The following is a 22,221-nucleotide window of genomic DNA, read 5'->3' on the forward strand; positions in this document are numbered from 1 at the left end:
GCCGCGCCCGCGGGTGCGTCGCGGCAGAACAGTATGAACGCAACCGCTCCGCCCGTGGTCCTCGGCGGCCGGCCTTCCTAGCATCGCCGCCCGTGCGCAGCAACGCGCCGCCGAACCAGGAGCCGCACCGTGAACAGATTCCGTCCTGCCCTCCGTCTCCCCCGCTCTCCCCGCCCGCCGCGCTCCCGCCGGCGGGTGGCGGGCCTGCTGCTCGCCGGGACGCTGGCCGGTGCCCTCGCCCCGGCTCCGGCCGCGCAGGCCCGGGACACCGGGCCCCGGCCGGCCGACTGTCCCGCCGGGCTGCCGGCCGGCGCAGCCTGCTGGACCGGCACGGACGCGAACGGCGCCCACTACGCGATCGCGGTACCCGAGCGGTGGAACGGCGGGCTCGTCGTGCACGCGCACGGCGGCCCCGACCTGGGCGACGCCTCGGACCCGGCGCGCAGCGTCGAGGACCTGGGGCGCTGGCGGGTGATGGTGGACCAGGGGTACGCCTGGGCCGGGTCGTCGTACCGCAGGGGCGGCTACGGCACCCGGATGGCCGCCGCGGACACCGAGAACGTGAGGCGGCTCTTCGTCGAGGAGTTCGGCGAGCCGCGGCGGACGTACGTGCACGGCCAGTCGTGGGGCGGCGACGTGGCCGCCAAGGTCGTCGAGACCTACGCCGGGAAGGCCGGCCCGTACGACGGGGCGCTGCTCACCAACGGGGTGCTGGGCGGCGGTTCGCGCGGCTACGACTACCGCGTCGACCTGCGCGTGGTCTACCAGTACTACTGCGCCAACCTGCCCCGGCCCGAGGAGCCGCAGTACCCGCTGTGGCAGGGGCTGCGCCGCGGCTCCACACTGACCTCGGCGGGGCTGCGCGCCCGGCTCCAGGAGTGCACCGGGTACGCGTCGCCGCCCGGGGAGCGCACCGCTCTCCAGCAGCGCAACCTGGACGACATCCTGAACGTCACCGGGATCCCGGAGCGGACGCTGGAGTCGCACCTGCGCTTCTCGGTGTTCACGTTCCGGGACATCGTGCACGAGCGGCTGGGCGGCCGTAACCCGTTCTCGAACCGCGGGGTGCGGTACTCCGGTTCGCACGACGACACGGCGCTCAACGCGGGCGTGGAGCGGTTCTCCGCCGACCCGGCGGCGGTGCGCGACCTGTCGTACGACAGCGATCTCACCGGGCGGGTGGCGATCCCGGTGCTGACCCTGCACGCCACGGACGACCCGACCGCGTTCGTCGAGCACGAGGCGGCCTACCGCGACACGCTGCGGGGCGCGGGCCGCGACCGGTGGCTGGTGCAGACGTTCACCGGCGAGCACGAGCACTCCGCGCTGAGCGACGCCGAGTACGCCACGTCGATCGCGGCGCTGGACCGCTGGGCGCGCACCGGCCAGCGGCCCACGCCGCGTTCGGTCGCCGCGTCCTGCCCCGCGTTCGACGAGGTGTACGGCACCGGCTGCTTCTACGACCCCGGGTTCCGCCCGGCGCCGTACGCGTCGCGGGTGCGGCCCCGCCCGGGCGGCACGTCCTGGCCGGCGATGACGGCCGCGCAGGAGAAGGCGTGGAGCCGCGTCCCCGGGGTCGGCATCGCGCCGTGACGCGCCGGGGCGGCGGTCACTCGCGCAGGGAGGCGGCGTCGCCCATGACGACCACCGGGTGCAGCGCCGGGTCGAGGGCGAGCAGCAGGTCCCGCATGTGCTGCTCGCTCAGGCTCACACAGCCCTGGGTGGGGCCGTCGTGGTCGACGTGCAGCCAGATGCCGCCGCCCCGGTCGGCGCCCAGCGGCCGGGTGAGGTCCAGCGGGGAGGTGCCGGGTGCGCGGTTGTAGTCGATGGCGACGACGTAGTCGAAGGACCCGTCCAGCGGCTCGCCCTCGAATCCGGTGCCGCTGACGGCGAAGCCGTCCGACCGGTCGTAGGGCAGCCGGGTGCCGGGGTCGGGGAGCAGTCCGCCGGCGTCGGTGAGGGTGTAGACCCCGATGGGCGAGCGCAGGTCGCCGGCCCAGTGGTCGTCGGTCCAGCCGCGGAGCGCGTTGCGGGCGGGCCAGACCGGGCCGGCCTGCCAGCCGGTCCCGGTGTGCCGGTACAGCACGGCCTGGGAGCGGTTGGCGTCCCGGTCGCGTCCGGTGACCACGACCACCTGACGGGCCGTGGCCGGGATCCAGGCGCGGGTGCGGGGGCCGAGGCCGGGGATCACGGCGGGCGCCTCGGTGGCCGGGCGGCCCTGCGCGGTGCCGGCCGCTCCGGGCGCGCCGGCCGCCGGGGCGGTCGCGGACGGGTTCGCGCGCGCGGTGCCGCCGGTGGCGGCGGGGTCGTCCCGGGCGTCGGTGCCGTTGCCCGCCCCGCACCCGGTGAGGGCGGCGAGGACGACGAGGACGACGGCCCGCAGCCACACCCCGGTACGGAGGCGGACGGGTCCGGCGGACGGCCGCCGGGCGGCGCCGGACTCGGCGCGGGGCGCGCGGTCCGGGCGGTCGGTCGATGAAGCCATGGACTCAGCGTGACTTCGTCTCCCCGCGATCGCCTCGGCTCCCCGCGCGCGTCCGCGTGAAGTCCCCCGTCTGCGCCGCCGGCGACCGGTGCCGCCCGCAGCGGGGCGCCTTCCGGCAAGGGCCCGTACGGGTGACGGGCCCGCACCCTCGCGTGGGGTGCGGGCCCGCCGGACGGAGCAATCGGCGTGTGAACGCCTACCGGTTGATCACGAAGGTCGAGCCGGGTTCGATCCGTACGTCGCCTTCCGCCGATCCGGTGATGGTGACGTTCGTCAGGGTGGCGCTGCCCCGGGCCCCGCTCATGGCGAGGATGCCGGAGCCGTTGTTGGACTCGCTGATGGTCACGTCCGAGATCCGCACGTCCGGCATGGCGCCGCCGCCGGTCTTGAACTGGATGCCGTCGTACGTCGAGTCGTGGATGTCGGTGTCGCGGATGACCACGCCGGGGATGTCGGGGCCCTGGGCGAACAGGGTGATGGCGCCGAACTCCTGGTCCTCGTTCCAGAAGGCGCCGCCGGTGCGGTACAGCCCGTTGCCGGCGATCAGGGTCTGGCCGGAGAACGGTGTGGGGTCGTGGTCGGTGGCCAGCATGATGCCCGGGTAGTTCATGGTGTCGTACACGAGGTTGTTCTCGATCGTGTTGCCGTACCCGCCGTAGACCGCGATGCCGTTGGCGCGCCAGGGCAGTTGGACGGTGTTGTTGCGGAAGTGGTTGTCGTGGCCGATGTCGGTCGCCGGGTTCTTGACGTACTTGCTGGACCACACGGCGAGGGCGTCGTCGCCGGTGTTGCGGAACGAGGAGTTCTGGACGGTGGAGTCGTGGCTGCCGTTGGTGAGGTTGATGCCGTCCGCGTAGGTGTTGCGGATCCGCATGCCGGTGAACTCCAGTCCGTCGGCCGGGTTCCACAGCTCGGGGATGTTGGAGTAGTCACGGCCGGCCCAGACGCCGACGTTGGCGTGCTCGATCCACACGTTGCTGATGCGGGTGTTCTTCCCGAAGCGCCCGTTGAGGCCGACGCCGCCCTCGGCGCCCCCGTCGCCGCCCCGGATGGTGCCGGAGCCGAAGATGGCCAGGTCGGAGATCTTGGTGTTGTCGTCGATGTCGAAGCCGAAGTTGCCCTCGTGCGGGTGGTTGATGCCGCCCGCCTGGTGCGGGGGCGTCAGGGTGTAGAGCTGGGAGTGCCACATGCCGGCGCCGCGGACGGTGACGTCACGGATGCCGACCTGGTTGAACTGGCCGCGGTCCAGCGGGTCGTCGGTGAGGATCTTCTGCTCCTGGCGCCACTGCCCGGCCGGGATCCACACGCAGCCGATCTCGCCGCGCTGGTCGGCGGTGACGGCCCGCTGGATGGCGGCCGTGTCGTCGATGCCGTCGTTGGGGACGGCGCCGTACTCGGTGATGGAGACGCACCCGGCGGGCCGCTCGGCGGGCGGGGCCACCTGCTCCAGGTCGATCAGGTCGACGACGTAGAAGGCGGCGGTGTCGTCGGCGTCGCGCTGGAGCCGGAACACGGTGCCCGCCGGGTAGCTGCCGTCGAGCAGCGCGTGGGACTCGTCGAACAGGCGGCGCGCGTCAGCCTGGGGGGTGTTGGTGAGTCCCTCGGGGTCGTCGGTCCTGCCGTACAGCCAGCTGTGCTTGGAGCTGAGTCCGAGCTTGCGCACGAACGTCCCGTCGGCGTAGAGGCTGAGGGTGGCCTCGGTGCCGCCGCCGCCCGGGGCGTCGGGGATGGAGTTGCGTACGACGATCGAGTTGGCGGCGTCGGTCGAGGTGAACTCCACGTACTGGCCGGCGGAGTCGAGCCGGACGGAGCTGCGGCCGGAGGACTCGGTGCCGAAGTTGGTGTGCCCGAAGGTGCGTTGTGCGTCGGCGGTCAGCAGGGTGCCCCGGTAGGCGCCGTCCTCCGCCTCGTACTCGGTGTACGGGACGACGGCGCCGCGGCCGACGACGAGGGAGCGGGTGAGGACGTTGTTGTCCTCGTCGGTCTCGGTGACCGTGCCGGTGGCGTCCGCGGTGGCGGTGAGGACGGCGGGGCCCTCGGTGGCGGTCCAGGTGCCGGCGAGCGCGACCTCGGCGGTGGCGCCGGCGGCGATCGCGCCGGTGGTCCCGTCGACGGTGCGTCCGGCCACGGTGAGCCGGGTGACCGAGCCGGCGGCGACGGGTGAGGTGCCCCGGTTGTGCACGGAGACGGTGAACGACACCGGCGCGCCCGCGGCGGGCGTGGCCGGGCTGGTGCGGATCGCGGTGACCTCCAGGTCGGGCCCCGGGGACTGGGCGACGGTCAGCCGGTCGGTGGCGGTCCGGCTGTTGTTGGTCTCGTCCAGCTCGGGGACGGTGTCGGTGGGGTCGGCCACGGCGGACACGGTGTAGCTGCCCCGGGCTCGGGTGCCCGCGTCCACGGCCACGGTGGCGGAGCCGCCCGGTTCGAGCGCGCCGACGGGGGCGCTGCCCACGACGGTGCCCTCCAGGCTGACGTCCAGGGTGGTGGCGGCGGACGGCGCGGTGCCGGCGTTGCGCACGGTCGCGCGGACGGTGACGGGGTCGGTCTCGGTGGGGGCGGCGGGGGTCCAGTCGAGGGTGGTGACGGTGAGGTCGGGGTTGGGCGCGGCCGTGCCCCGGACCTCCAGCTCGGCGACCTGGGCGCCGTAACCGGCGGAGTTGTGGGTGAACCTCAGCTGCACGTCGGCGACGCGTCCGGTGACCGGGACGGTGACGCTGTTGCCGTTGCCGGCCGGGTCGAAGGTGTGGTCGGCGCGGGCCTTCAGCGTGGTGTACGTGCTGGACGCGCTGTCGCGTCCGAGGATCTCGATGCTCTGGGTGCGCCGTTCCCATGCCGCGTCCGGGTTCAGCTTGACGACGACGGCGGTGAGGTCGGCCTCGGCGCCGAGGTGGACGGTGAGAGTCGCGGGGTGACCGGCCGACTCCCAGTAGGTGTCGAGGCGCCCGTCGTTGGCGTTGGCCGCCACGAAGGAGTGAATCGTGGAGGACGCCTCGACCGGTTTGCCGCGCGCCAGATCGGTCCCGTCGGCCGGTGGCTGCTCCGGTTCCCCTCCCCCGTCCTCGCCGTACACCTCGATCGCGGACAGCTGGGCGGCGTTCCAGCCGGTGTTGGCGGTGACGCGGACCCTCAGGTGGCGTACGTCGCGCGCCGGAAAGGTGAGCGTGACGGTGTTGGCCCGGTCCGGGTCGAAGCGGTGGGCGGCCGAGGCGGACAGCGCGGTGAACGACGAGCCGTCGGTGCTGCCCTCCACGGTGAGGGTCTGGGTGCGTGCCTCCCAGGCGGCCGGCAGCTTCAGCACGACCTCGTCGACCCGGACGGCGCCGCCCAGGTCGACGCGCACGGACTGCGGGAAGGAGCCCAAGGGGCCTTCCCAGTACGTGAGTTGTTGGCCGTCGGTCAGATTGGTCGCGGGGTACTCGGGATGGGACCCGGTGGCCGTGACGCCTCTGCCGAGCGCCAGGTCGGGTCCGCGGACCGCCTGCGCGGCGGCTCCGGCCGTACCGGGTGAGAGGCCGGCGGCGACCAGGCCGGCCAGGAGCAGGCCGGTGATCGTACGCAGGCCGAAACGCGTGCGTCTCATGAAGTCCTCGTTCCACGGCGGGTGTCGAGGGCGTGCGGCCACCCGGGCAGCCCGATGCCCCTGCCGTGGATTGCCGACGCCTGATGCGTAATTTGCGGGACGTCGTTCATTTCTTGCGGCTCTCGCTTTGAAGTTTCCGGCTCGCGCATCACTTGTCAATGGCGTGGACACGGCATCCGGAAGAGAACGGGGGCACCTCGCGCCTCACGGGCGTCAACCGGGCACCTCTCCGGGAGGCCGCGGAGGAGAAACGGTCAACCCCGCCCGGCCGTACCATGACTGGCCACCGGCAGACCACACGACGAAAGGACACCCACATGTCCGACCACTCGACCGTCGCCACCGATCTCACCTCGCAGTACGTCGCCCAGGTCGCGAACGACCTCGAGCGCAACGCCAAGGAGCAGGAGCGGGTCGGCGCGGAGATCGCCGAGTTGCAGGGGCAGTTGGCCGCGCTGCGGCGCGACCACGCCCTGCTGGTGAAGATGCGGCAGGCGCTGAATCTCGCGGCGGCGCCCGCGGACTCCGCGGCGGACGCCGCCGAGGACACCGCCGAGGACGCAGGGGTCGCCGAAGCCGTCGCGGTCGGCGAGCCCTCCGCCGTCACCGAGACCTCGGACGAGACCGCCCGGCCGGCTGAGGGGACCGCCGCGTCCGGTCGCGCGACCGTGCCCGCGCCGCGCAGCCGCGGCGGCGTCACGTCCGGGGCGCAGAAGCCGAAGCGGGAGCGGAAGAAGGTGACGGCCGGGGGCGCGGCCAAGAGCACAGGCGCGTCGAAGTCCGGTCCGGCGAAGGCCGCCGGTGCCAAGGCCGGGCGCAAGCCGGCCGCCCCCGCGCCCGAAGGGAAGGCATCGGCGGCGAAGACCCCGCGCAAGGCGCCGGCGAAGGCCGCGCAGTCCGCACAGACGGACGCGCCGAAGCTCGTCGACCTGGTCCGCGGTCACCTGGGCGAGCAGAAGGAGCCGCGCTCGGCGGCGGAGATCGCGGCGGCGCTGGGCCAGGCCCATCCCGGACGCACCGTCAAGGTCACGGTGATCCGCTCCACCCTGGAGGGCCTCGTCGCGCGCAACCAGGCCCAGCGCAGCAAGCAGGGCACCTCGGTGTTCTACACCGCGCCCGACGGCGGCACGCCGGCCCCGGAGCGTGCGGCGGACGCCCGGTCCTGAGTCCGGCAGGGCGCGTTCACGGCCGCGTGTGGCGCACCTCCGGCGGCTCGAACGAGACACGGGTGCGGGAGCCGTCCTCCGTCCAGGTCAGCTCCACGGCCTGGGCCTCCACGCGCACGTCGGTGACCGCCCGCCCCAGCGACGGGGCGTCCGGGCCGGCCGTGAGACACGCCAGGGCGAGATGCACGCTGGTGCCCCCGCAGCCGCCGGTGAGGCGCGGCACGCGGGCCCAGGGGGTCCAGGCGGTGCCCTGCGGCGCGGGGACCGTCTCCGGGGACGGGTCGTCCCAGCCGTACAGGCCGTGCAGGGCGGAGACCGTGGGCTCCTCGGGGCCGGTGGCCCAGCCGGTGAGGGTGACCCGCGATCCGGGCGGCGCCCCCACCACGCGGTGCACGCGCAGCTCCAGTTCGCCGTACGCGACGGTGACGCTCTCGACCCTCAGGCCCGGCACCATCGGCGGGCCCGCGACGAACACGGGCCGGTGCCACGAGGCGGCCCAGCCCCAGCCGTCGCCGTGCCCCGCGCCCAGAGGGTGGATGCGCCGGCGCACACTGGGCCGGCCGGCCACCTCCACCGACAGGTGGTTGTCGGCCACGTTCGCCCTCGCGGTGGGTCCGGTGCGGGTGGAGTAGGCCAGGCGGCCGTAGTGCGGGTCGTCGTCGGCCGCCGACTCGCCCTCGTGCGGCCGCACATGGTCGCTGCCGTGGTTGTGCAGCCGTACGGTGCCGTCGGCGCGGGTGGCCTGGAGGAGCAGGCCGGGTCCGGGCAGGGACAGCACCCGGTCGGCCTCCTCCACCGGGGCGGGCTCCTCGGCGTCGGTCCACAGGGCGTGGTCCGCCGGCGCGAGCAGCGCGACGAAGGCCTTCGACGCCCAGTAGGGCGACGCGGGACCGGAGTACTCCTGGAGGCTTGCCTCGTGCGGGCCGTACCAGCCGAGGGACAGCAGCCCGTCGGAGGTGAGCGCGCCCCGGTCGAGGAAGTGGCGCAGGGCGCCGCTCGCGATGCGGCGCGAGGCGCCCGGTGTCAGCGGGGTGTGGCCGGTGACCGCGCCCAGCGAGACGGCGGCGGACGCGGCGAAGCGGTACGTGAGCGAGCGGCCGAAGTGCAGCGGGGCGCCGTCCGCGCCGAACATCATCGAGAGGGCGTCGAGATGGGCGCGGAGGCGTCCGCCGTGGTGGGCGAGGGCGTCGGCGTCACCGGCGAGGTGGGCGTCGAGGACCGGGTACAGGTGCAGGGCCCAGCCGTTGTAGTGGTCGAAGGCGCGTCCGTCGCCGTCGGCGTACCAGCCGTCGCCGCGGTACCAGCTCTCCAGCAGGTCCTGCGCCCGCCGGCGGGCGGCGGCGGTCTCGGCGTCGCCCCGGCCGACGGACTGAAGGAACCCCGCGACGGTGTACGGGAAGAGGTACCAGTTGTTCGGGGCGGGAGTGTGCCTGAGTGCACCTCGCAGCCACTCCTCGGCGCGGTCCTGCACGGCCGAATCCAGCGTGTCCCACAGCCAGGGCGCGGTGAGCCGCAGGCCGAGCGCGACGGACGCGGACTCCACCATTGGCTGGCCCTGGACGTCGACGTCGAGGATCAGCGGCCAGGACTCGGTGTCGTCGCGGCCGGGCGTGCGGGTGCCGGCGGCGAGCCCGTCGGCGTACCGCTCCAGCAGGTGGTGGGGGTCGTCGCCGGCGGCGCCCGCGACGCGGAAGGCGGCGGCGAGGAACGTCCTGGCGTAGCCCTCGAGGCCGTCGGAGCGCACCCCCGACCGGGAGGGGCGGCCGGGCAGGTGCAGCAGGGCGCCGCCGGGGGTGGCCCACCGCCGGGCGGCCGTGAGCAGCCCGTCCGCCACCGCCTCCCAGTGGGCGCGGGTGTATCCGGTGCGGGGGCTGAGGTCGTGGTCGTCGGCGGGCAGGTGGAACGGGATGCTCATGCGAGGAACGCCAGCCTTTCGCGTCGGACGGGGTGCAGGAAGCCCTCTCCCGAGACCCAGCGGGCGACCTCGGAGACGGCGGTGTCGGCGAGCCGGCGCCACTCGTTGCCCTGCGAGCCGGCGAGGTGCGGGGTGATCAGGACGTGCTCGCAGTCCCACAACGGGTGGTCGGGCGGCAGGACTTCGGGGTCGGTCACGTCGAGCACGGCGCGGATGCGGCCGGCCAGGGCGGCGTCGGTGAGCGCGTCCTGGTCGACGACGGCGCCGCGCGCGGTGTTGATGAGCACGGCGCCGGGCCGCAGGGAGTCGATCAGTTCGCGGGAGACCAGCCGGCGGGTCTCGGGCAGCAGCGGGGTGTGCACGCTGACGGTGTCGCTGCGCCGGAACAGCTCCGCGAGTCCGACCGGGCGTACGCCGAGCCGGGCCGCCTCCGCCTCGTCGACGTACGGGTCGTGCAGCAGGACGTCGATGTCGTGCGGGCGCAGCAGGTCGATCACGCGGCGGCCGATGAGGGACGCGGAGAGGATGCCGACGGTGCGGCGGTGGTTGCCGACCGTGCGGGGGGTGCGCAGCCAGTCGGCGCGGGTGCGGGCGGCGCGGTACGCGCGGGCGCTCTCCAGGACCTGTTTGCCCGTCAGGAGGATCATCGCGAGGGTGTACTCGGCGACGGGGAGGGCGTTGGCCGCGGCGGCGGAGGACACCTCGACGCCCCGGTCCCAGCAGGCGTCGGTGACATGGCCGCGGACGCTGCCGGCGGTGTGCACGACGGCCCGCAGCCGGGGCGCCGCCCGCAGCACGTCGTCGTCCAGGGGCGGGCAGCCCCAGCCGGTGATCAGCAGCTCGCGGTCGGCGAGCACGGTGCGTGCGGCGGAGGTGGTGAAATCCTCCAGCACCGTCGGGGCGAGGTCGCACAGGGCGTCGAGGGCGGCGCGCGACTCGGGGTCGAGGACGGCCGAGGCGACGTCCGGGGACATGGCGAGGGCGGCGCGGGGACGGGGGCCGGGCGTGGGCTCGGTCATGCGGTGCGGTGACTCCTTGCGTGGGCGTTCACTTGACGGCGCCGGCGGTCAGACCGCTGCGCCAGAAGCGCTGGAGCAGGACGAAGGCCAGGATCAGCGGCACCACGGCGAGCAGCGATCCCATGATGACCACCGGGTAGTACTCGGGGGAGACCGACGCGGAGCTGTTCCACGTGTACAGGCCGAGGCTGACGGGATACAGGTCCTGGTCGGAGAGCATCACCATGGGCAGGAAGAAGTTGTTCCAGATGGCGGTGAGCTGGAACAGGAAGACGGTCACCAGGCCGGGCCCGAGCATCCGCAGGGCGACCCTCGCGTACATGGTGAGTTCGCCGGCGCCGTCGATGCGGGCGGCCTCCAGCACCTCGTCGGGGACGTAGCCCTGGCTGAAGACGCGGCCGAGGTAGACGCCGAACGGGTTGAACAGGACCGGGACGAACACCGCCCAGAAGGTGTTGACCAGGCCGGCCTCGGAGGCCATCAGGTACAGCGGCAGGGCGAGCACGGTCTGCGGCACCATCACGGCGGCGAGGACCAGCCCGAACAGCTTCTCCTTGTGCCGGAAGCGGTACTTGTCGAAGGCGTAGCCGCAGGCGACGCTCACCAGGGCGCCGACGGCGGCGCCGAGCACCGCGTACAGCAGGCTGTTGACGTACCAGCGTCCGTACAGGCCGCCGTCCATGGCGAACAGGTCGGTCAGGTTGCGGCCGAAGGAGAAGCCGTCCAGGGAGAGCAGGTCGCTGCCGAACAGGGCGTCGCGGTTCTTGGCCGCGGCGAGCACCAGCCACAGCACGGGCAGCAGGGTGTAGAGGACGGAGATCGCGACGACGGCGTTGACGGTGGCCCGGCCGAGCAGGCGGGGGCGCGGCAGGGTGGAGCCGGTGGCGCTCATCGGGCCTCCTCGGCGGTGGACTCGCGGCTGGTGAGGCGGGTGACGCCGTAGGAGAGGGCGACGGTGCACAGCAGCAGGATCACCGAGGCGGCCGCGGCGAGGCTGTAGTTGTTGCGGGTGAAGGCCGCGTCGTAGATGTACATGCTGGGCGAGAAACGGGAGTTGATCATCGGGGAGGACTGGCTGAGCAGCATCGGCTCGGTGAACAGTTGGAGCGCCCAGATGAGGGTGAACATGGCGACCGTCACGACGGAGGCCCGCACCAGCGGCGTCTTCACCTGGAGCGCGGTGCGCACGGGTCCGGCGCCGTCGACCACGGCGGCCTCGATCACCTCGCGGGGCACGGCCTGGAGGGCGGCGTAGAAGATCACCATGTTGTAGCCGAGGTTGCTCCACAGGGCGATGTTGACGATGGACGGCAGGACGGTGTGGACGCCGAGGAAGTCGACGGTGATGTCGGCGCGGGCGAACAGGTCGATGACCGGGCTGATGCCGGGCGTGTAGAAGGGATCTGCTGGAAGTCGACCTGGACGCGGTCGTGGGTGCGGTTGAAGGCGTCGACCACTTCCTGGCTGCCGCGCAGTGCGGACCAGAAGGTGATGCGTACGGGCTTCTTCCCGCCGGTGCTGCTGCTGCCTGATGGGGCGTCGTCCGCGCTCCCGCTGCAGGCGCCCAGGGCTCCTGCAAGCGGCGCGGCGGCCATCGTGGCGAGCACGGACCGACGGCGGTGTCGACCGGGCATGGCGCCTCCCGCGGCTCCTGGCGTGTCGGGGACACGGCTGTTCGGGACACGGGAATCGTCGGGGCCGCACCACTGAACGGTCAATAGATCGATCAGAAGAAACTAAAACGTTCAAACGCTCATGTGCCGTGTGCGGAGGTCAGAGCGGTCGCGTGGAGCCGCGGACGGACAGGGAGGGCAGCAGCTCCACCCTGCGGACGGGGGTGTGCCCGCCCGCCTCGGAGTCCAGCCGCTCGAGCAGCAGTCCGGCGGCGGCCCGGCCCACGTCCGCCTTCGGCGGGGCGACGGCGGTGAGGGGTGTGGTGCCGAGGCCGGCCACCACGTCGTCGTAGGCCACGACGGAGCAGTCCTCCGGCACCCGCACCCCGTGGTCCGCGAGCCGCTGCACCAGCATCAGCGCGTCGACGTCGCCGTGCAGCACCGCCGCCGTGGCGCCCGTCCGCCGCAGCACCTCGTGCAGCCCGGCGGTCTCCTCCGGGGCGTACGGGCCCTCCTGCCCGGCCTCGGGAGCGCTCAGCAGCCACGCCCACGCCTCCACCAGCGGGTGCGCCCCGGCGATCCGCGCGCACGCCGACCGCAGGGTGCGCGCGGTGGGGCTGTCGTCGCGGGTGGCGAACACGATCCGCCGGTGTCCGAGGCCCACCAGGTGCTCCACGGCCAGGTGGACGCCGTGGACGTGGTCGGAGCAGACCGAGTCCATCGCGTGCAGCGCGCTGCCCGCGGCGGGGCGCCGCTCCATCAGCACGGCGGGCACCTCCAGCGCGGCGAGCCAGGGGTGGTCGGCCTCCTCGTCGGCGAGGGTGCGCCAGCGCGGGGCGAGCAGCAGCCCGGCGGCGCCGTCCTCCAACGCGCGCTCCACCAGCGGGCGTTCGGCGCCCGCGACCTGGGGCGCGATGTGCAGGGCGATGCGCTTGCCGGAGGCCTCCAGCACCGAGCGGGCGCCGTGCAGGGACTCGTACAGGTAGGTGTGGCGCTCCGGCACGACGACGGCCACGGTGTCGCCGTCCGGCGGGCGCGGGGCGGGGATGTCACGGGCGGCGAGGGTGGAGCGCACGACACCGTGCCCGCGCCGCAGCCGCCCCTCCCGGGCCAGCTCCTCCACGTCCCGCCGCACGGTCACCACGGACACCTCGAGCTCGGCGGCGAGATCACTCACCCGCGCGGATCCCCGGGACTCCACGGCAGCGAGGATCCGCTGCCTCCTGACCTCGACCGGCTCGCGCATGAGGCCCCTCCCCGCGACGGAATGTTCGTTTGAGCGATGCGGGCATCATAACGATCGGCCGTGCGGGCGTCCGCGGACGCCGCCCGGCTCCCTTGCGTCGGTCAGGACTCGCGCGGGCGGATCGTCATGCCCGGGCGGCGGCGGTGGACCGTGAGGTAGGTGAGGCCGTCGGGGCCCGCCGCCAGGGAGCGGGCGGAGCCGTGGGGGAGCCAGGTCAGGGCGCCGGTGGGCAGGGGGTGTTCGCCGTCCGGGGCGGTGAGGGTGCCGTGGCCGGCGAGGACCAGCAGGAGGACGTCGAGGTCGGGCTCGCGGTGGGTGTCCACCCGGTGGCCGGGCGGCAGCCGGACGACGTTGGCGTCGAGCTGGCGTCCGGACTCGGCGAGCCGCCACAGCGCGCCGGCGCGGTCGTCGCCGGCGGCAGCGGCCAGTGCGGCCGTGTCGCAGAGGATGCGGGGCAGAGGTGCCTCGCCGTCCGGTGTGCCGGTGTGCTCCGACGTCATGGATCGCCGCCGTCCGTCCCCGAAGCCCGGCCGCGCCGGGCCTCACGCGCTCGCTGTCGTGCGGGAACCTAGCACGCGGCCGGGGGCAGGGCGGCCAGCCAGTCGACGAGGAGGCGGCTGGTGTCCTCGGGGCGTTCCTGCTGGACCCAGTGCCCGCAGCCCTTGAGGAGATGCGAGGACACCAGGCCCGGAAGCGTGACCGGGAACGCGTCGATCGCGTCGGCCATCCACGTGGTGGACGCGTCGAGTTCGCCGCCGATGAACAGGGACGGCTGGGTGAGCGGAGCCCCGTCGTACTCGGCGAGGTCCTCCCAGTCCCGGTCCATGACGCGGTAGCGGGCCAGCGCGCCGGTCAGCCCGGCGCGCTCGAACTCACCCGCGAACACGTCGAGTTCGGTGTCGGTGAGCCACGCGGGGAGCCGGTCCGCCGGGAGGCGTTCGCGGAGGGTTCCGCCCGGCCCGGTGAAGTGGGGCGAGGGCGCGCCGGGGCCGGGCATGGTGTCGGCGGACAGGGCCGCGTAGAAGCCGGCGAGCCAGCCGCGTACGTCGGGCTCGATCTCGGCCTCGGCGCGGCCCGGCTCCTGGAAGTAGGAGACGTAGAACTCCTCGTCGCCGCCCATCGACGCGAAGACGCTGGTGGGCCGCGGGCCGCCGCGCGGGGCGTAGGGCACGCTCAGCATCGCCACCGCGCGGAAGACGTCCGGCCGCATGAGGGCGGCGTTGGTGGCGACGGACGAGCCCCAGTCGTGGCCGACGACGACGGCGGTCCGCTCCCCCAGCGCCTCGACCACCGCGACGGCGTCCGCCACCAGCTCCCGCACCCGGTACGCGTCCAGGCCGGCGGGCCGGGAGGAACGGCCGTAGCCGCGCACGTCGACGGCCACCGCCCGGTAGCCCGCCGCCGCCAGCGCGGGCAGCTGGTGACGCCAGGAGTACCAGCTCTCGGGGAAGCCGTGCAGGAGCAGCACCAGCGGGCCGCTGCCCTGTTCCACCAGATGCGTGCGCCCCGCGGGCGAGGGAACCAGACGGTGGACGGGCGCTCCCGCCGGGCGGGGTGACGTCGGTGGCTGCACGGCTTGCTCCAGTGTCGTTCGGCGTGCGCGGGCCCGGGGGCCGGCTCGTACGCCGAGCATGCGCCGCGGCGGCGTCGGACGGCGAGCGATGTTGCCGGTTTCGCAAACCCCGCCCCGCCTCGCGGAACCCGCGTGCCGGTCCCCCGCTGTGCCGTCCCAGCGCTGTGCGATGATCCTGGCGGGCCCGGGGGCGCGCGTGCGTCGCGGTGTCGCCGGCGGGCTCCAGGACACGAGAGGCGGACGGACGTGACCGCGCAGGGACCGGGCGACGGCGGAACGCCGCAGGAGCGGGAGGACGGCGTGCCGTCCCTGCCCGACGACGTCTGGCAGCGGTTCCTCGGGGACAGCGAGCAGGCGATCCGTACGTCCGCGCCGAAGGAGCCGTCCGCGTCGCAGCGTGCGGCGGGACGGTCCCCACACGTCCCGCCGCACGCGGTGCGGCAGCCGCCGCGCCACGACGTCCCGGACGCCGTGGGCGACCTGTGGGCGCCGGACGATCCGTGGGAGGGTCCGGCCTGGCGGGACCTCGACGGGCGGGCCCGGCTGCGCCGGGTCGGGCGCGTCGTGGGGACGGCCGCCGCGATCGCCCTGGCGCTGGGCGCCTGGTCCCAGCTGTCCACCGGCGCCGGGACTCCGGTCGAGGGGCCCGGCGACACGGTGCTCCAGCAGTCCGAGGCCCCGGTGACGCTGCCCTCGGGGACCTCCGTGCCGGCCGGGCTCACCACCCCGTCCGCCACGGAGATCCGGACCGGCTGACCGACCGGCCGGCTGCCGGGCCGGCCGGGGCGGAGGCGTCCGTTCAGCCGCCCAGCGCCGCCAGGACGACCCCCTTCGCCTCCTCCTGGACCCGGCGCAGATGCTCGGGGCCCTGGAAGGACTCGGCGTAGATCTTGTACACGTCCTCCGTGCCCGACGGGCGGGCCGCGAACCAGGCGCTTTCCGTGGTCACCTTGATGCCGCCGACGGACGCGCCATTGCCGGGCGCTTCGGTGAGCACCGCGGTGACCGGCTCCCCCGCCAGCGTGTCCGCGGTGACCTGGGCCGGGGAGAGCTTCGCCAGGCGGGCCTTCTCCTCGCGGGTCGCGGGGGCGTCGATGCGCTCGTAGGCGGGTTCGCCGAAGCGCGCGGTGAGTTCGCCGTAGTGCTGCGACGGCGTCTTCCCGGTGACCGCGGTGATCTCGGAGGCGAGCAGCGCCAGGATGATGCCGTCCTTGTCGGTGGTCCACACCGAGCCGTCGCGGCGCAGGAAGGACGCCCCGGCCGACTCCTCGCCGCCGAAGCCGAGGGTGCCGCCGGCCAGTCCGTCCACGAACCACTTGAAGCCGACCGGCACTTCGACCAGTTCGCGCTTCAGGTCGGCGGCGACCCGGTCGATCATCGCGGACGACACCAGCGTCTTGCCGACGCCCGCGGCGGAGGGCCACCGCTCGCGGTGCGCGTACAGGTAGCCGATCGCGACGGCGAGATAGTGGTTGGGGTTCATCAGGCCGGCGTCCGGGGTGACGATGCCGTGCCGGTCGGCGTCGGCGTCGTTGCCGGTCGCGATGTCGAAGCGGTCGCGCTGTTCGATGAGGGACGCCATCGCGTACGGCGACGAGCAGTCCATGCGGATCCTGCCGTCCCAGTCGAGCGTCATGAACCGCCAGGTGGGGTCGGTGAGCGGGTTGACCACCGTGAGGTCCAGGCGGTGCTCCTCGGCGATGCGGCCCCAGTAGGCGACGGACGCCCCGCCCAGCGGGTCGGCGCCGATCCGGACGCCGGCCGCGCGGACCGCGTCCAGGTCCAGCACGCCCGGCAGGTCGGCGACGTACGTGCCGAGGAAGTCGTACCGGCCGGTAGTGGGCGCGGCGAGGGCGCGGGCGTACGGGATGCGGCGGACGTCCTTGAGGCCGCCGCGGATGATCTCGTTTGCGCGGTCCTGGATCCAGCCGGTGGCGTCCGAGCCGGCGGGGCCGCCGCTGGGCGGGTTGTACTTGAACCCGCCGTCGGCGGGCGGGTTGTGGGACGGGGTGACGACGACGCCGTCGGCGAGTCCGGTGCCGCGGCCCCGGTTGTGGGTGAGCACGGCGTGCGAGACGGCCGGGGTGGGCGTGTAGCCGTCGGCGCTGTCGACGAGCACCGTCACGCCGTTGGCGGCGAACACCTCCAGGGCGGTGACCCGCGCCGGTTCGGAGAGGGCGTGGGTGTCCGCGCCGAGGAAGAGCGGTCCGTCGGTGCCCTGCGCGGCGCGGTACTCGCAGATGGCCTGGCTGGTCGCGGCGATGTGGTCCTCGGTGAACGCGGCCGTCAGTGACGAGCCGCGGTGCCCCGAGGTGCCGAACGCGACGCGCTGCCCCGGGTCGTCGAGGTCGGGGTGGAGCGCGTAGTACGCCGTGACCAGCCGAGCGACGTCGACGAGGTCCTCGGGACCGGCCGGACCGCCCGCTCGCTCGTGCTGCATGTGCCCACTCCTTGGCAGAAGGTCGGTTGTCACGCTTGCGGGGGACATCTTTCCCCGCCGGGCCGTCGCCGCGCGAGTGGGCTTCCCCGGCCCCGCCCGCGTCAGATGCGTCCGCCGGTCATCCGGGTCAGGGGCCCGTGGGTGTGGCGTTCGGCGCGGCGGCCCACGGCGTAGGAGGCGGCGGTCAGCGCGGTCAGTCCGGCGGCCGCGCCCGCGGCGACCAGGCGGCGGTTGGCGACGACCGTCCAGGCGGTCTTGGCGCCGGCGGCGACCTGCCCGGAGGCGGTGACGACGGCGCGACGGCCGGCCTCCACGCCCTTGACGGCGGACCGTGCGGCGCCGTTCGCCGCGCGGGCCGCGCGCTCGGTGCCGGACGCGGCGGCCGACGCGGCGTCACCCGCCTTGCCGGTGGCGCCGTTGGCGGCGCTCTTCGCGGACTCGGTCGCCTTGCCGGTGGTCCGGTCGGCGGCCGAGGCGGCCTTGGACGCCTTGGACGCCGCGGATGCCGTGGATCCCGTGGATCCGGCGGTCGAGGTCTTCCGGTTCGCATTCTTGTTCTGTTCGGTCATGGACACCGGTTTGCCGCAGGGCGGCCCGGCAAACACATCGGGTCACGAGGCGCCGCTCACGGTCAACGCGGGCCAACGCGGTCCAACGCGGTCCAACGCGGTCCAACGCGGTCAACGGGCCGAAGCCGGGGAACGGTTCGCGGAATTCCGCGCCGCGCCGGGCTGCGCCCGCCTTTCGGGGGTACGAGGATGACGGCAAGCACGTCGCCCACCGAGAGGAGTCCCCATGCCCGGCATGGTGGAGCGCATCAAGCAGTTCGCACGGAGTCCGCAGGGGCGCCGCACGGCCGAGCAGGTACGGCGGGCCGCGGCCGACCCCCGGCGGCGGGCGCAGGCCCAGCGGCTGCTGGGACGGCTGCGCGGCGGCCGGCGCTGAGCCGCCCTGGGGCCTGACGGTGCCGCGCGCGAGCGTGCGGACCGCGGGCCGATCACCGGAAAGGACTCCATGAACGAATCGTCGGTCCGCACCGTGGGCTGGGCCCGCTCCCTGCCGATGGGCCAGGGGGTGAAGGCCGCCCGTGACTGGGCACAGGAGCACCTCGCCTCCCTGGGGTGGGACGAGACCGCGCCCGAGACGGTCCACGCCGTGCTGCTCACGGTGTCGGAGCTGGTCACCAACGCGCACGTGCACGCCCGCAGCGACGCGCAGCTGGTCATGTCGTGGGACACCCGCTGCCTGCACATCTCCGTGCACGACGGGTCCGCCGCGCTGCCCACGCCGCGCGAACCGAGCGAGGAGCGCGTCGGCGGGCGCGGCATGATGCTGGTCGACGTCCTGGCCGACACGTGGGAGGCCCGGCCCTGCCCGCACGGCAAGACGGTCACCGCCTGCTTCCGCGCGCCGGAGGCCACAGCCGCGGTGTGACCGATCCGGGCGGTGTGATCACCCCGGCGCGGGACGCGGACCCGGCCCGGCCTACGATCGGCCGGGCCGACCCCCGCAAGGAGCCCCGCCCGGTGACCGCCGTCCTGCCGCCCCCGCACCCCGCCACGCCCGCCCTGCCGGCCCCGCGCCGGCTGTCTCGCACCGAGGACGGCGAACGGCTGCACGCCCTGCTGTGGACCGCGGGTCCCGGACGCCGGATGATCAGCAGCGCCGTGCTGGGCGGCGGCATCGGTGAGCGCGCCTGGATCCTGAACGCGCAGGTGGCGCACGGCTACCGGCGCACCGACCCCGAGCGTCATCTCGCCGCCCTCGCCGACCAGGCGGGCATGCGCGGGACCGGGGTGGGTCTGATGACGGCCGCAGACGTGTCCGCGTACACGCACGCGCGCGACGGGGGCGCGGAGACGTTCGTCACCGCGGGCGTGAACGTGCGCGGCTGGGCCGCGCGGCCCGGTGAGGGCGCGGCGGGCGCCCCGGACCCGGGCACGATCAACGTCGTGGTGGCCGTGCCGGCCGCGCTGACGGACGCGGCCCTGGTGAACGCCGTCGCCACCGCCACGGAGGCGAAGGTCCAGGCGCTGGTGGAGAGCGGCCTCGACTGCTCCGGCACCCCGACCGACGCGGTGTGCGTGGTCGCCGACGCCCCGGCCCCCGGCCGGGAGACGCACGCGTTCGCCGGTCCACGGTCGCTGTGGGGGGCGCGGCTGGCGCGGGCCGTGCACCGGGCGGTGCGGGACGCTGCCGTGAGACATCACACACCTGCTCCGGGATACTGAGTGCGGTAGGGACTGCCTTGCCGGACAGGCAGGTTGCTTCGCGGGCACGGATGGGGGACCGTTGCCGCCGTACCCGCTGACGGCGACGAGAGAGGAGGTGGGTGCGCGACGCGCACCTCCTTCGTGATTTCTTCCCCCGGTTCCAGCGCCGATCCGTGCGATACGCGCGACGGGTCCGTCCCCACGTGGGACGACGCGCCCTGCCCTGTTCTGGTGCTGGACTCCCGCGGCCGCATCGCCGGCCGCAACCGCGCCGCCCGCCGCCTCACCGCGTCCTCCCCCGCCCCGTCCTCCGCCGCCTCCTCCTCCGACGTACCGCCGTCGTGGCTGGCCGAGGCGCACCGGCGTCATGTCGCCGGCACGCTCGGCGCGACGGCGGGCACGCCGGCCGGGATCCTCGCCGGCCGCTCCTTCGAGGCCCGGCCCTCGCCCCTCCCCGACGGCCGTGTGGCCTGGTGGCTGTTCGACCGCACCGACCTCGTACGGGCCCACGAGACCGTACGGGAGACCCGTGAGCGGGCCGACGCCACCTCCGACCTCTTCAGCACCCTGCTGTCCTCCCTGAACGTGCCGCGCTGCGCGGAGGTCGCCGCCCGCATGGCCACCGACCACCTCGCCGAGGCCGCCGTGCTGATCACCCCGCCGGCCGGCCACCGGTACGCCGTCACCCACGCCCTGCGCGGCCGGCGCGTGGTGCAGGAGACGCGGCAGATCGACCCGCTCACCGTGCCGGGGCTCGACGAGGCGCTGCGCGGTTTCCCGCCGGTGCCGGCCCGCTGGATCAACCCGGACGCCGTCCCGGACTGGGTGATCCCGGAAGGCTTCTCCGGTCCTGTCGGTTCCGTGCTGGTGACGCCGCTGCCCGGGCACGGGGTGCCCGCGGGCGCGCTGATCCTGCTGCGCGCGGACACCGAGAAGGGGTTCTCGCCCGAGGAGGAGGTGTTCGCCCGGCTGTTCGCCTCCCGCGCGGGCACCGCGCTGTCGGCGGCGCGCCTGTACAGCGAGCAGACGGCCGTCACCGGCACCCTGATGCGGGAGCTGCTGCCGCCGCCGCTGAGCCGAGTGCACGGCGTGGACTACGCGGGCCGCTACCGCACCGCCCTGGACCACGAGCGGGTCGGCGGCGACTTCTACGACGTCCACCCCGGCCCGGACGCGTCCGCCGAGACGTTCGTCGCGCTGGGCGACGTGGCCGGCAAGGGCCTGGACGCGGCGGTCCTCACCGGGAAGATCCGCAACACGCTGCACGCGCTGCTGCCGCTCGCCTCCGACCACCTGAAGGTGCTGCGGCTGCTGAACGGCGCCCTGCTCACCTCCCACCACGCCCGGTTCGCCACGCTGGTGCTGGCGTCCGTGAAGCGCCAGGACGGCGGTTCGGTACGGCTGCGGCTCACCAGCGCCGGGCACCTGCCGCCGCTGGTGGTGCGCGCGGACGGCCGGGTCGAGGAGATGCTCACGCGGGGCACCCTCGTGGGAGCGCTGCCCGAGGTCACCGCGCACACCGTGGAGACGGTCCTCGCGCCCGGCGACTCGTGTCTGCTCTACACCGACGGCATCACCGAGGCCCGCGGCGGCCCCCTGGGCGACGAGCTGTTCGGCGAGGAGCGGCTGCGGTCGGCCCTCGAAGGATGCGGCGGCATGCCGGGCGAGGCGATGGTGGAACACGTACAGATGCTGGCCGCGCAGTGGCTGGAGCCGGGGAGCCGGCACGACGACATGGCCGTCGTGGCCATCGGCGCTCCGCGCACCGGCCCCACGGCGGACGACCGCGCACCGGACGGTGCGGGCGGACGAGCACGGAGGACGGCATGAGCGGACCCAGGGCCTCGGCCGGCGAACTGGGCGAGGCGCTGTGGAAGGCCGTGATCGACGGCGACGAGTACGACGCCGTCGACGTGGTCGGCGGCGCGATGGCGGGGGGCTGGCAGGAGGAGGACCTGCTGCTGGACGTGGTCGCGGCGGTGCAGGCGAGGATCGGCCTCGAGTGGGCGGCCGACCGCATCACCGTCGCCCAGGAGCACGCGGCGACGGCGATCAACGAGCGGGTGATCACCGCCCTGGTGCACCACCGCTCCGGCACCCGCCCCGCCGCCGTCCGGGGCCGGGTCACGGTGAGCTGCGTCGACGGCGAGTGGCACGCGTTCCCCGCGCGGCTGGTCGCCGAGACGCTGCGGCTGCGCGGCTGGCAGGTCGACTACCTCGGCGCCCAGACACCGACCCCGCACCTGGTCGCGCACCAGCACCACACCAACTCCGACGCCGTGCTGCTCTCCGGTTCGATCCCCACGCATCTGCCGCGGGCGCACACCGCGATCACCGCCTGCCGGTCCGTGGGCGTGCCGGTGGTGGTGGGCGGCCGGGCGTTCGGCGTGGACGGGCGGTACGCGCGTGCCCTGGGCGCCGACGCGTGGGCCCCGGACGCGCGGGGAGCGGCGGCCGTGCTGGAGGCGGGGCTCGCGAGGCCGACGGGGGTCCGGCAGGCCGTCGACGACCTGCCGCACCTGGCCGACCAGGAGTACAGCATGGTCACGCAGTCGCGCGGCCGGCTGGTCAAGGAGACGCTGGCGGAGCTGGAGCGCCGCTTCCCGCCGATGCGGGAGTACAGCGTGGCGCAGCGTGAGCGTACGGCCGAGGACCTGGCGCACGTCGTCGACTTCCTGGCGACCGCCCTCTACGTCGACGCCGTCGAGGTGTTCACCGAGTTCCTGGGCTGGACGGCGGACGTGCTGTCCGCGCGCAACGTGCCGCCGCACTCCCTGGTGACCGGCCTGGACATCCTCGCCGACCGTCTGCACGACTTCCCGCGCGCCCTCACCACGGTGCGGGCGGGCGCCGCCCGTCTGACGGGCCGGACCGACCCGGCGGTCACGGACACGGTGGTCTGACGGGGGGCGTGCGCGGACACTCCCCCGCATGCCGCCCTCACGTGCACGCCTCCGTTCGCACGCCCCCG

The 22,221-nt window shown here is 74.5% G+C and carries 18 protein-coding genes and 1 pseudogene; 8 read left to right on the top strand and 11 right to left on the bottom strand.

The features are described from left to right. Positions 1-195 precede the first annotated feature (195 nt). On the top strand, positions 196-1,593 hold the full coding sequence (locus tag ACFOSY_RS06315) for a hypothetical protein (protein ID WP_394305795.1): 1,398 nt from the start codon (positions 196-198) through the stop codon (positions 1,591-1,593). Between the two features lie 16 nt (positions 1,594-1,609). Here ACFOSY_RS06315 and ACFOSY_RS06320 read toward each other — a convergent pair whose 3' ends face one another. Further along, complete coding sequence (locus tag ACFOSY_RS06320; protein WP_394305718.1) at positions 1,610-2,485, bottom strand: L,D-transpeptidase family protein; 876 nt, start codon at positions 2,483-2,485, stop codon at positions 1,610-1,612. Between the two features lie 196 nt (positions 2,486-2,681). Then, on the bottom strand, positions 2,682-6,065 hold the full coding sequence (locus tag ACFOSY_RS06325; RefSeq protein ID WP_394305719.1) for a CARDB domain-containing protein: 3,384 nt from the start codon (positions 6,063-6,065) through the stop codon (positions 2,682-2,684). A 317-nt stretch (positions 6,066-6,382) separates the two neighbouring features. Here ACFOSY_RS06325 and ACFOSY_RS06330 point away from each other — a divergent pair, with 317 nt between their 5' ends. Beyond that, positions 6,383-7,231: a hypothetical protein gene (locus ACFOSY_RS06330; RefSeq protein ID WP_394305720.1), complete on the top strand. Its 849-nt coding sequence runs from the start codon at positions 6,383-6,385 to the stop codon at positions 7,229-7,231. 16 nt (positions 7,232-7,247) lie between these two features. On the opposite strand, the gene ACFOSY_RS06335 is transcribed toward ACFOSY_RS06330, so the two are convergent. The 7 genes and pseudogenes from ACFOSY_RS06335 to ACFOSY_RS06365 form a co-directional block, all read right to left on the bottom strand. After that, positions 7,248-9,146: a DUF2264 domain-containing protein gene (locus ACFOSY_RS06335; RefSeq protein ID WP_394305721.1), complete on the bottom strand. Its 1,899-nt coding sequence runs from the start codon at positions 9,144-9,146 to the stop codon at positions 7,248-7,250. Further along, a complete protein-coding gene (locus ACFOSY_RS06340; protein ID WP_394305722.1) occupies positions 9,143-10,165 on the bottom strand; it encodes a hydroxyacid dehydrogenase in 1,023 nt (340 codons plus the stop codon). The genes ACFOSY_RS06335 and ACFOSY_RS06340 overlap by 4 nt, the downstream gene beginning before the upstream one ends. Before the next feature lie 28 nt (positions 10,166-10,193). Continuing rightward, positions 10,194-11,057: a carbohydrate ABC transporter permease gene (locus ACFOSY_RS06345; protein ID WP_394305723.1), complete on the bottom strand. Its 864-nt coding sequence runs from the start codon at positions 11,055-11,057 to the stop codon at positions 10,194-10,196. Then, positions 11,054-11,560 (bottom strand): annotated as a pseudogene (locus ACFOSY_RS06350) (carbohydrate ABC transporter permease); the annotation flags it as partial. The gene ACFOSY_RS06345 and the pseudogene ACFOSY_RS06350, both read right to left, overlap by 4 nt. Before the next feature lie 378 nt (positions 11,561-11,938). Continuing rightward, positions 11,939-13,024, bottom strand: coding sequence for a substrate-binding domain-containing protein (locus tag ACFOSY_RS06355; RefSeq protein ID WP_394305724.1), 1,086 nt, complete (start codon positions 13,022-13,024; stop codon positions 11,939-11,941). A 101-nt stretch (positions 13,025-13,125) separates the two neighbouring features. Next, the gene (locus ACFOSY_RS06360) at positions 13,126-13,524 is read right to left on the bottom strand and encodes an AraC family ligand binding domain-containing protein (RefSeq protein ID WP_394305725.1); all 399 of its coding nucleotides are present in this window, start codon (positions 13,522-13,524) and stop codon (positions 13,126-13,128) included. Positions 13,525-13,592: 68 nt separating this feature from the next. After that, positions 13,593-14,657: an alpha/beta fold hydrolase gene (locus ACFOSY_RS06365; protein WP_394305726.1), complete on the bottom strand. Its 1,065-nt coding sequence runs from the start codon at positions 14,655-14,657 to the stop codon at positions 13,593-13,595. 186 nt (positions 14,658-14,843) lie between these two features. Here ACFOSY_RS06365 and ACFOSY_RS06370 point away from each other — a divergent pair, with 186 nt between their 5' ends. Further along, positions 14,844-15,353 (top strand): hypothetical protein, encoded by a 510-nt coding sequence (locus ACFOSY_RS06370; protein WP_394305727.1) that lies wholly within the window; start codon positions 14,844-14,846, stop codon positions 15,351-15,353. Positions 15,354-15,396: 43 nt separating this feature from the next. On the opposite strand, the gene pgm is transcribed toward ACFOSY_RS06370, so the two are convergent. Together pgm and ACFOSY_RS06380 are read right to left on the bottom strand one after the other, a co-directional pair. After that, positions 15,397-17,037, bottom strand: a complete 1,641-nt coding sequence (pgm, locus tag ACFOSY_RS06375) for a phosphoglucomutase (alpha-D-glucose-1,6-bisphosphate-dependent) (protein ID WP_394305728.1) — start codon at positions 17,035-17,037, stop codon at positions 15,397-15,399. 101 nt (positions 17,038-17,138) lie between these two features. Further along, positions 17,139-17,606, bottom strand: coding sequence for a hypothetical protein (locus tag ACFOSY_RS06380; protein WP_394305729.1), 468 nt, complete (start codon positions 17,604-17,606; stop codon positions 17,139-17,141). Positions 17,607-17,832: 226 nt separating this feature from the next. Between ACFOSY_RS06380 and ACFOSY_RS06385 the strand changes: the two genes are divergently transcribed. The 5 genes from ACFOSY_RS06385 to ACFOSY_RS06405 all read left to right on the top strand — a co-directional run bounded on the left by ACFOSY_RS06385 (position 17,833) and on the right by ACFOSY_RS06405 (position 22,153). Next, on the top strand, positions 17,833-17,982 hold the full coding sequence (locus ACFOSY_RS06385; RefSeq protein ID WP_019525643.1) for a hypothetical protein: 150 nt from the start codon (positions 17,833-17,835) through the stop codon (positions 17,980-17,982). A 69-nt stretch (positions 17,983-18,051) separates the two neighbouring features. Beyond that, positions 18,052-18,471, top strand: a complete 420-nt coding sequence (locus ACFOSY_RS06390) for an ATP-binding protein (protein ID WP_394305730.1) — start codon at positions 18,052-18,054, stop codon at positions 18,469-18,471. A gap of 92 nt (positions 18,472-18,563) precedes the next feature. Beyond that, positions 18,564-19,268, top strand: a complete 705-nt coding sequence (locus ACFOSY_RS06395; protein WP_394305796.1) for an adenosylcobinamide amidohydrolase — start codon at positions 18,564-18,566, stop codon at positions 19,266-19,268. Between the two features lie 213 nt (positions 19,269-19,481). Continuing rightward, positions 19,482-21,080: a PP2C family protein-serine/threonine phosphatase gene (locus ACFOSY_RS06400; protein WP_394305731.1), complete on the top strand. Its 1,599-nt coding sequence runs from the start codon at positions 19,482-19,484 to the stop codon at positions 21,078-21,080. Beyond that, positions 21,077-22,153 carry a cobalamin B12-binding domain-containing protein gene (locus tag ACFOSY_RS06405; RefSeq protein WP_394305732.1) on the top strand — a complete coding sequence of 359 codons (1,077 nt, stop codon included), beginning with the start codon at positions 21,077-21,079 and terminating at the stop codon, positions 22,151-22,153. Before ACFOSY_RS06400 ends, ACFOSY_RS06405 begins: the two co-directional genes overlap by 4 nt. Positions 22,154-22,221: the final 68 nt, after the last annotated feature.

It is taken from the genome of Streptomyces lusitanus, from assembly GCF_042647945.1.
GTDB lineage: Bacteria > Actinomycetota > Actinomycetes > Streptomycetales > Streptomycetaceae > Streptomyces > Streptomyces pseudogriseolus.

What these genes read in the sequence shown, in the direction of transcription:
- ACFOSY_RS06320 (WP_394305718.1), bottom strand. Translation starts at nt 2,485, where the DNA reads ATGGCTTCATCGACCGACCGCCCGGACCGCGCGCCCCGCGCCGAGTCC.
- ACFOSY_RS06325 (WP_394305719.1), bottom strand. Translation starts at nt 6,065, where the DNA reads ATGAGACGCACGCGTTTCGGCCTGCGTACGATCACCGGCCTGCTCCTG.
- ACFOSY_RS06330 (WP_394305720.1), top strand. Translation starts at nt 6,383, where the DNA reads ATGTCCGACCACTCGACCGTCGCCACCGATCTCACCTCGCAGTACGTC.
- ACFOSY_RS06335 (WP_394305721.1), bottom strand. Translation starts at nt 9,146, where the DNA reads ATGAGCATCCCGTTCCACCTGCCCGCCGACGACCACGACCTCAGCCCC.
- ACFOSY_RS06340 (WP_394305722.1), bottom strand. Translation starts at nt 10,165, where the DNA reads ATGACCGAGCCCACGCCCGGCCCCCGTCCCCGCGCCGCCCTCGCCATG.
- ACFOSY_RS06345 (WP_394305723.1), bottom strand. Translation starts at nt 11,057, where the DNA reads ATGAGCGCCACCGGCTCCACCCTGCCGCGCCCCCGCCTGCTCGGCCGG.
- ACFOSY_RS06355 (WP_394305724.1), bottom strand. Translation starts at nt 13,024, where the DNA reads ATGCGCGAGCCGGTCGAGGTCAGGAGGCAGCGGATCCTCGCTGCCGTG.
- ACFOSY_RS06360 (WP_394305725.1), bottom strand. Translation starts at nt 13,524, where the DNA reads ATGACGTCGGAGCACACCGGCACACCGGACGGCGAGGCACCTCTGCCC.
- ACFOSY_RS06365 (WP_394305726.1), bottom strand. Translation starts at nt 14,657, where the DNA reads ATGCTCGGCGTACGAGCCGGCCCCCGGGCCCGCGCACGCCGAACGACA.
- pgm (WP_394305728.1), bottom strand. Translation starts at nt 17,037, where the DNA reads ATGCAGCACGAGCGAGCGGGCGGTCCGGCCGGTCCCGAGGACCTCGTC.
- ACFOSY_RS06380 (WP_394305729.1), bottom strand. Translation starts at nt 17,606, where the DNA reads ATGACCGAACAGAACAAGAATGCGAACCGGAAGACCTCGACCGCCGGA.
- ACFOSY_RS06385 (WP_019525643.1), top strand. Translation starts at nt 17,833, where the DNA reads ATGCCCGGCATGGTGGAGCGCATCAAGCAGTTCGCACGGAGTCCGCAG.
- ACFOSY_RS06390 (WP_394305730.1), top strand. Translation starts at nt 18,052, where the DNA reads ATGAACGAATCGTCGGTCCGCACCGTGGGCTGGGCCCGCTCCCTGCCG.
- ACFOSY_RS06405 (WP_394305732.1), top strand. Translation starts at nt 21,077, where the DNA reads ATGAGCGGACCCAGGGCCTCGGCCGGCGAACTGGGCGAGGCGCTGTGG.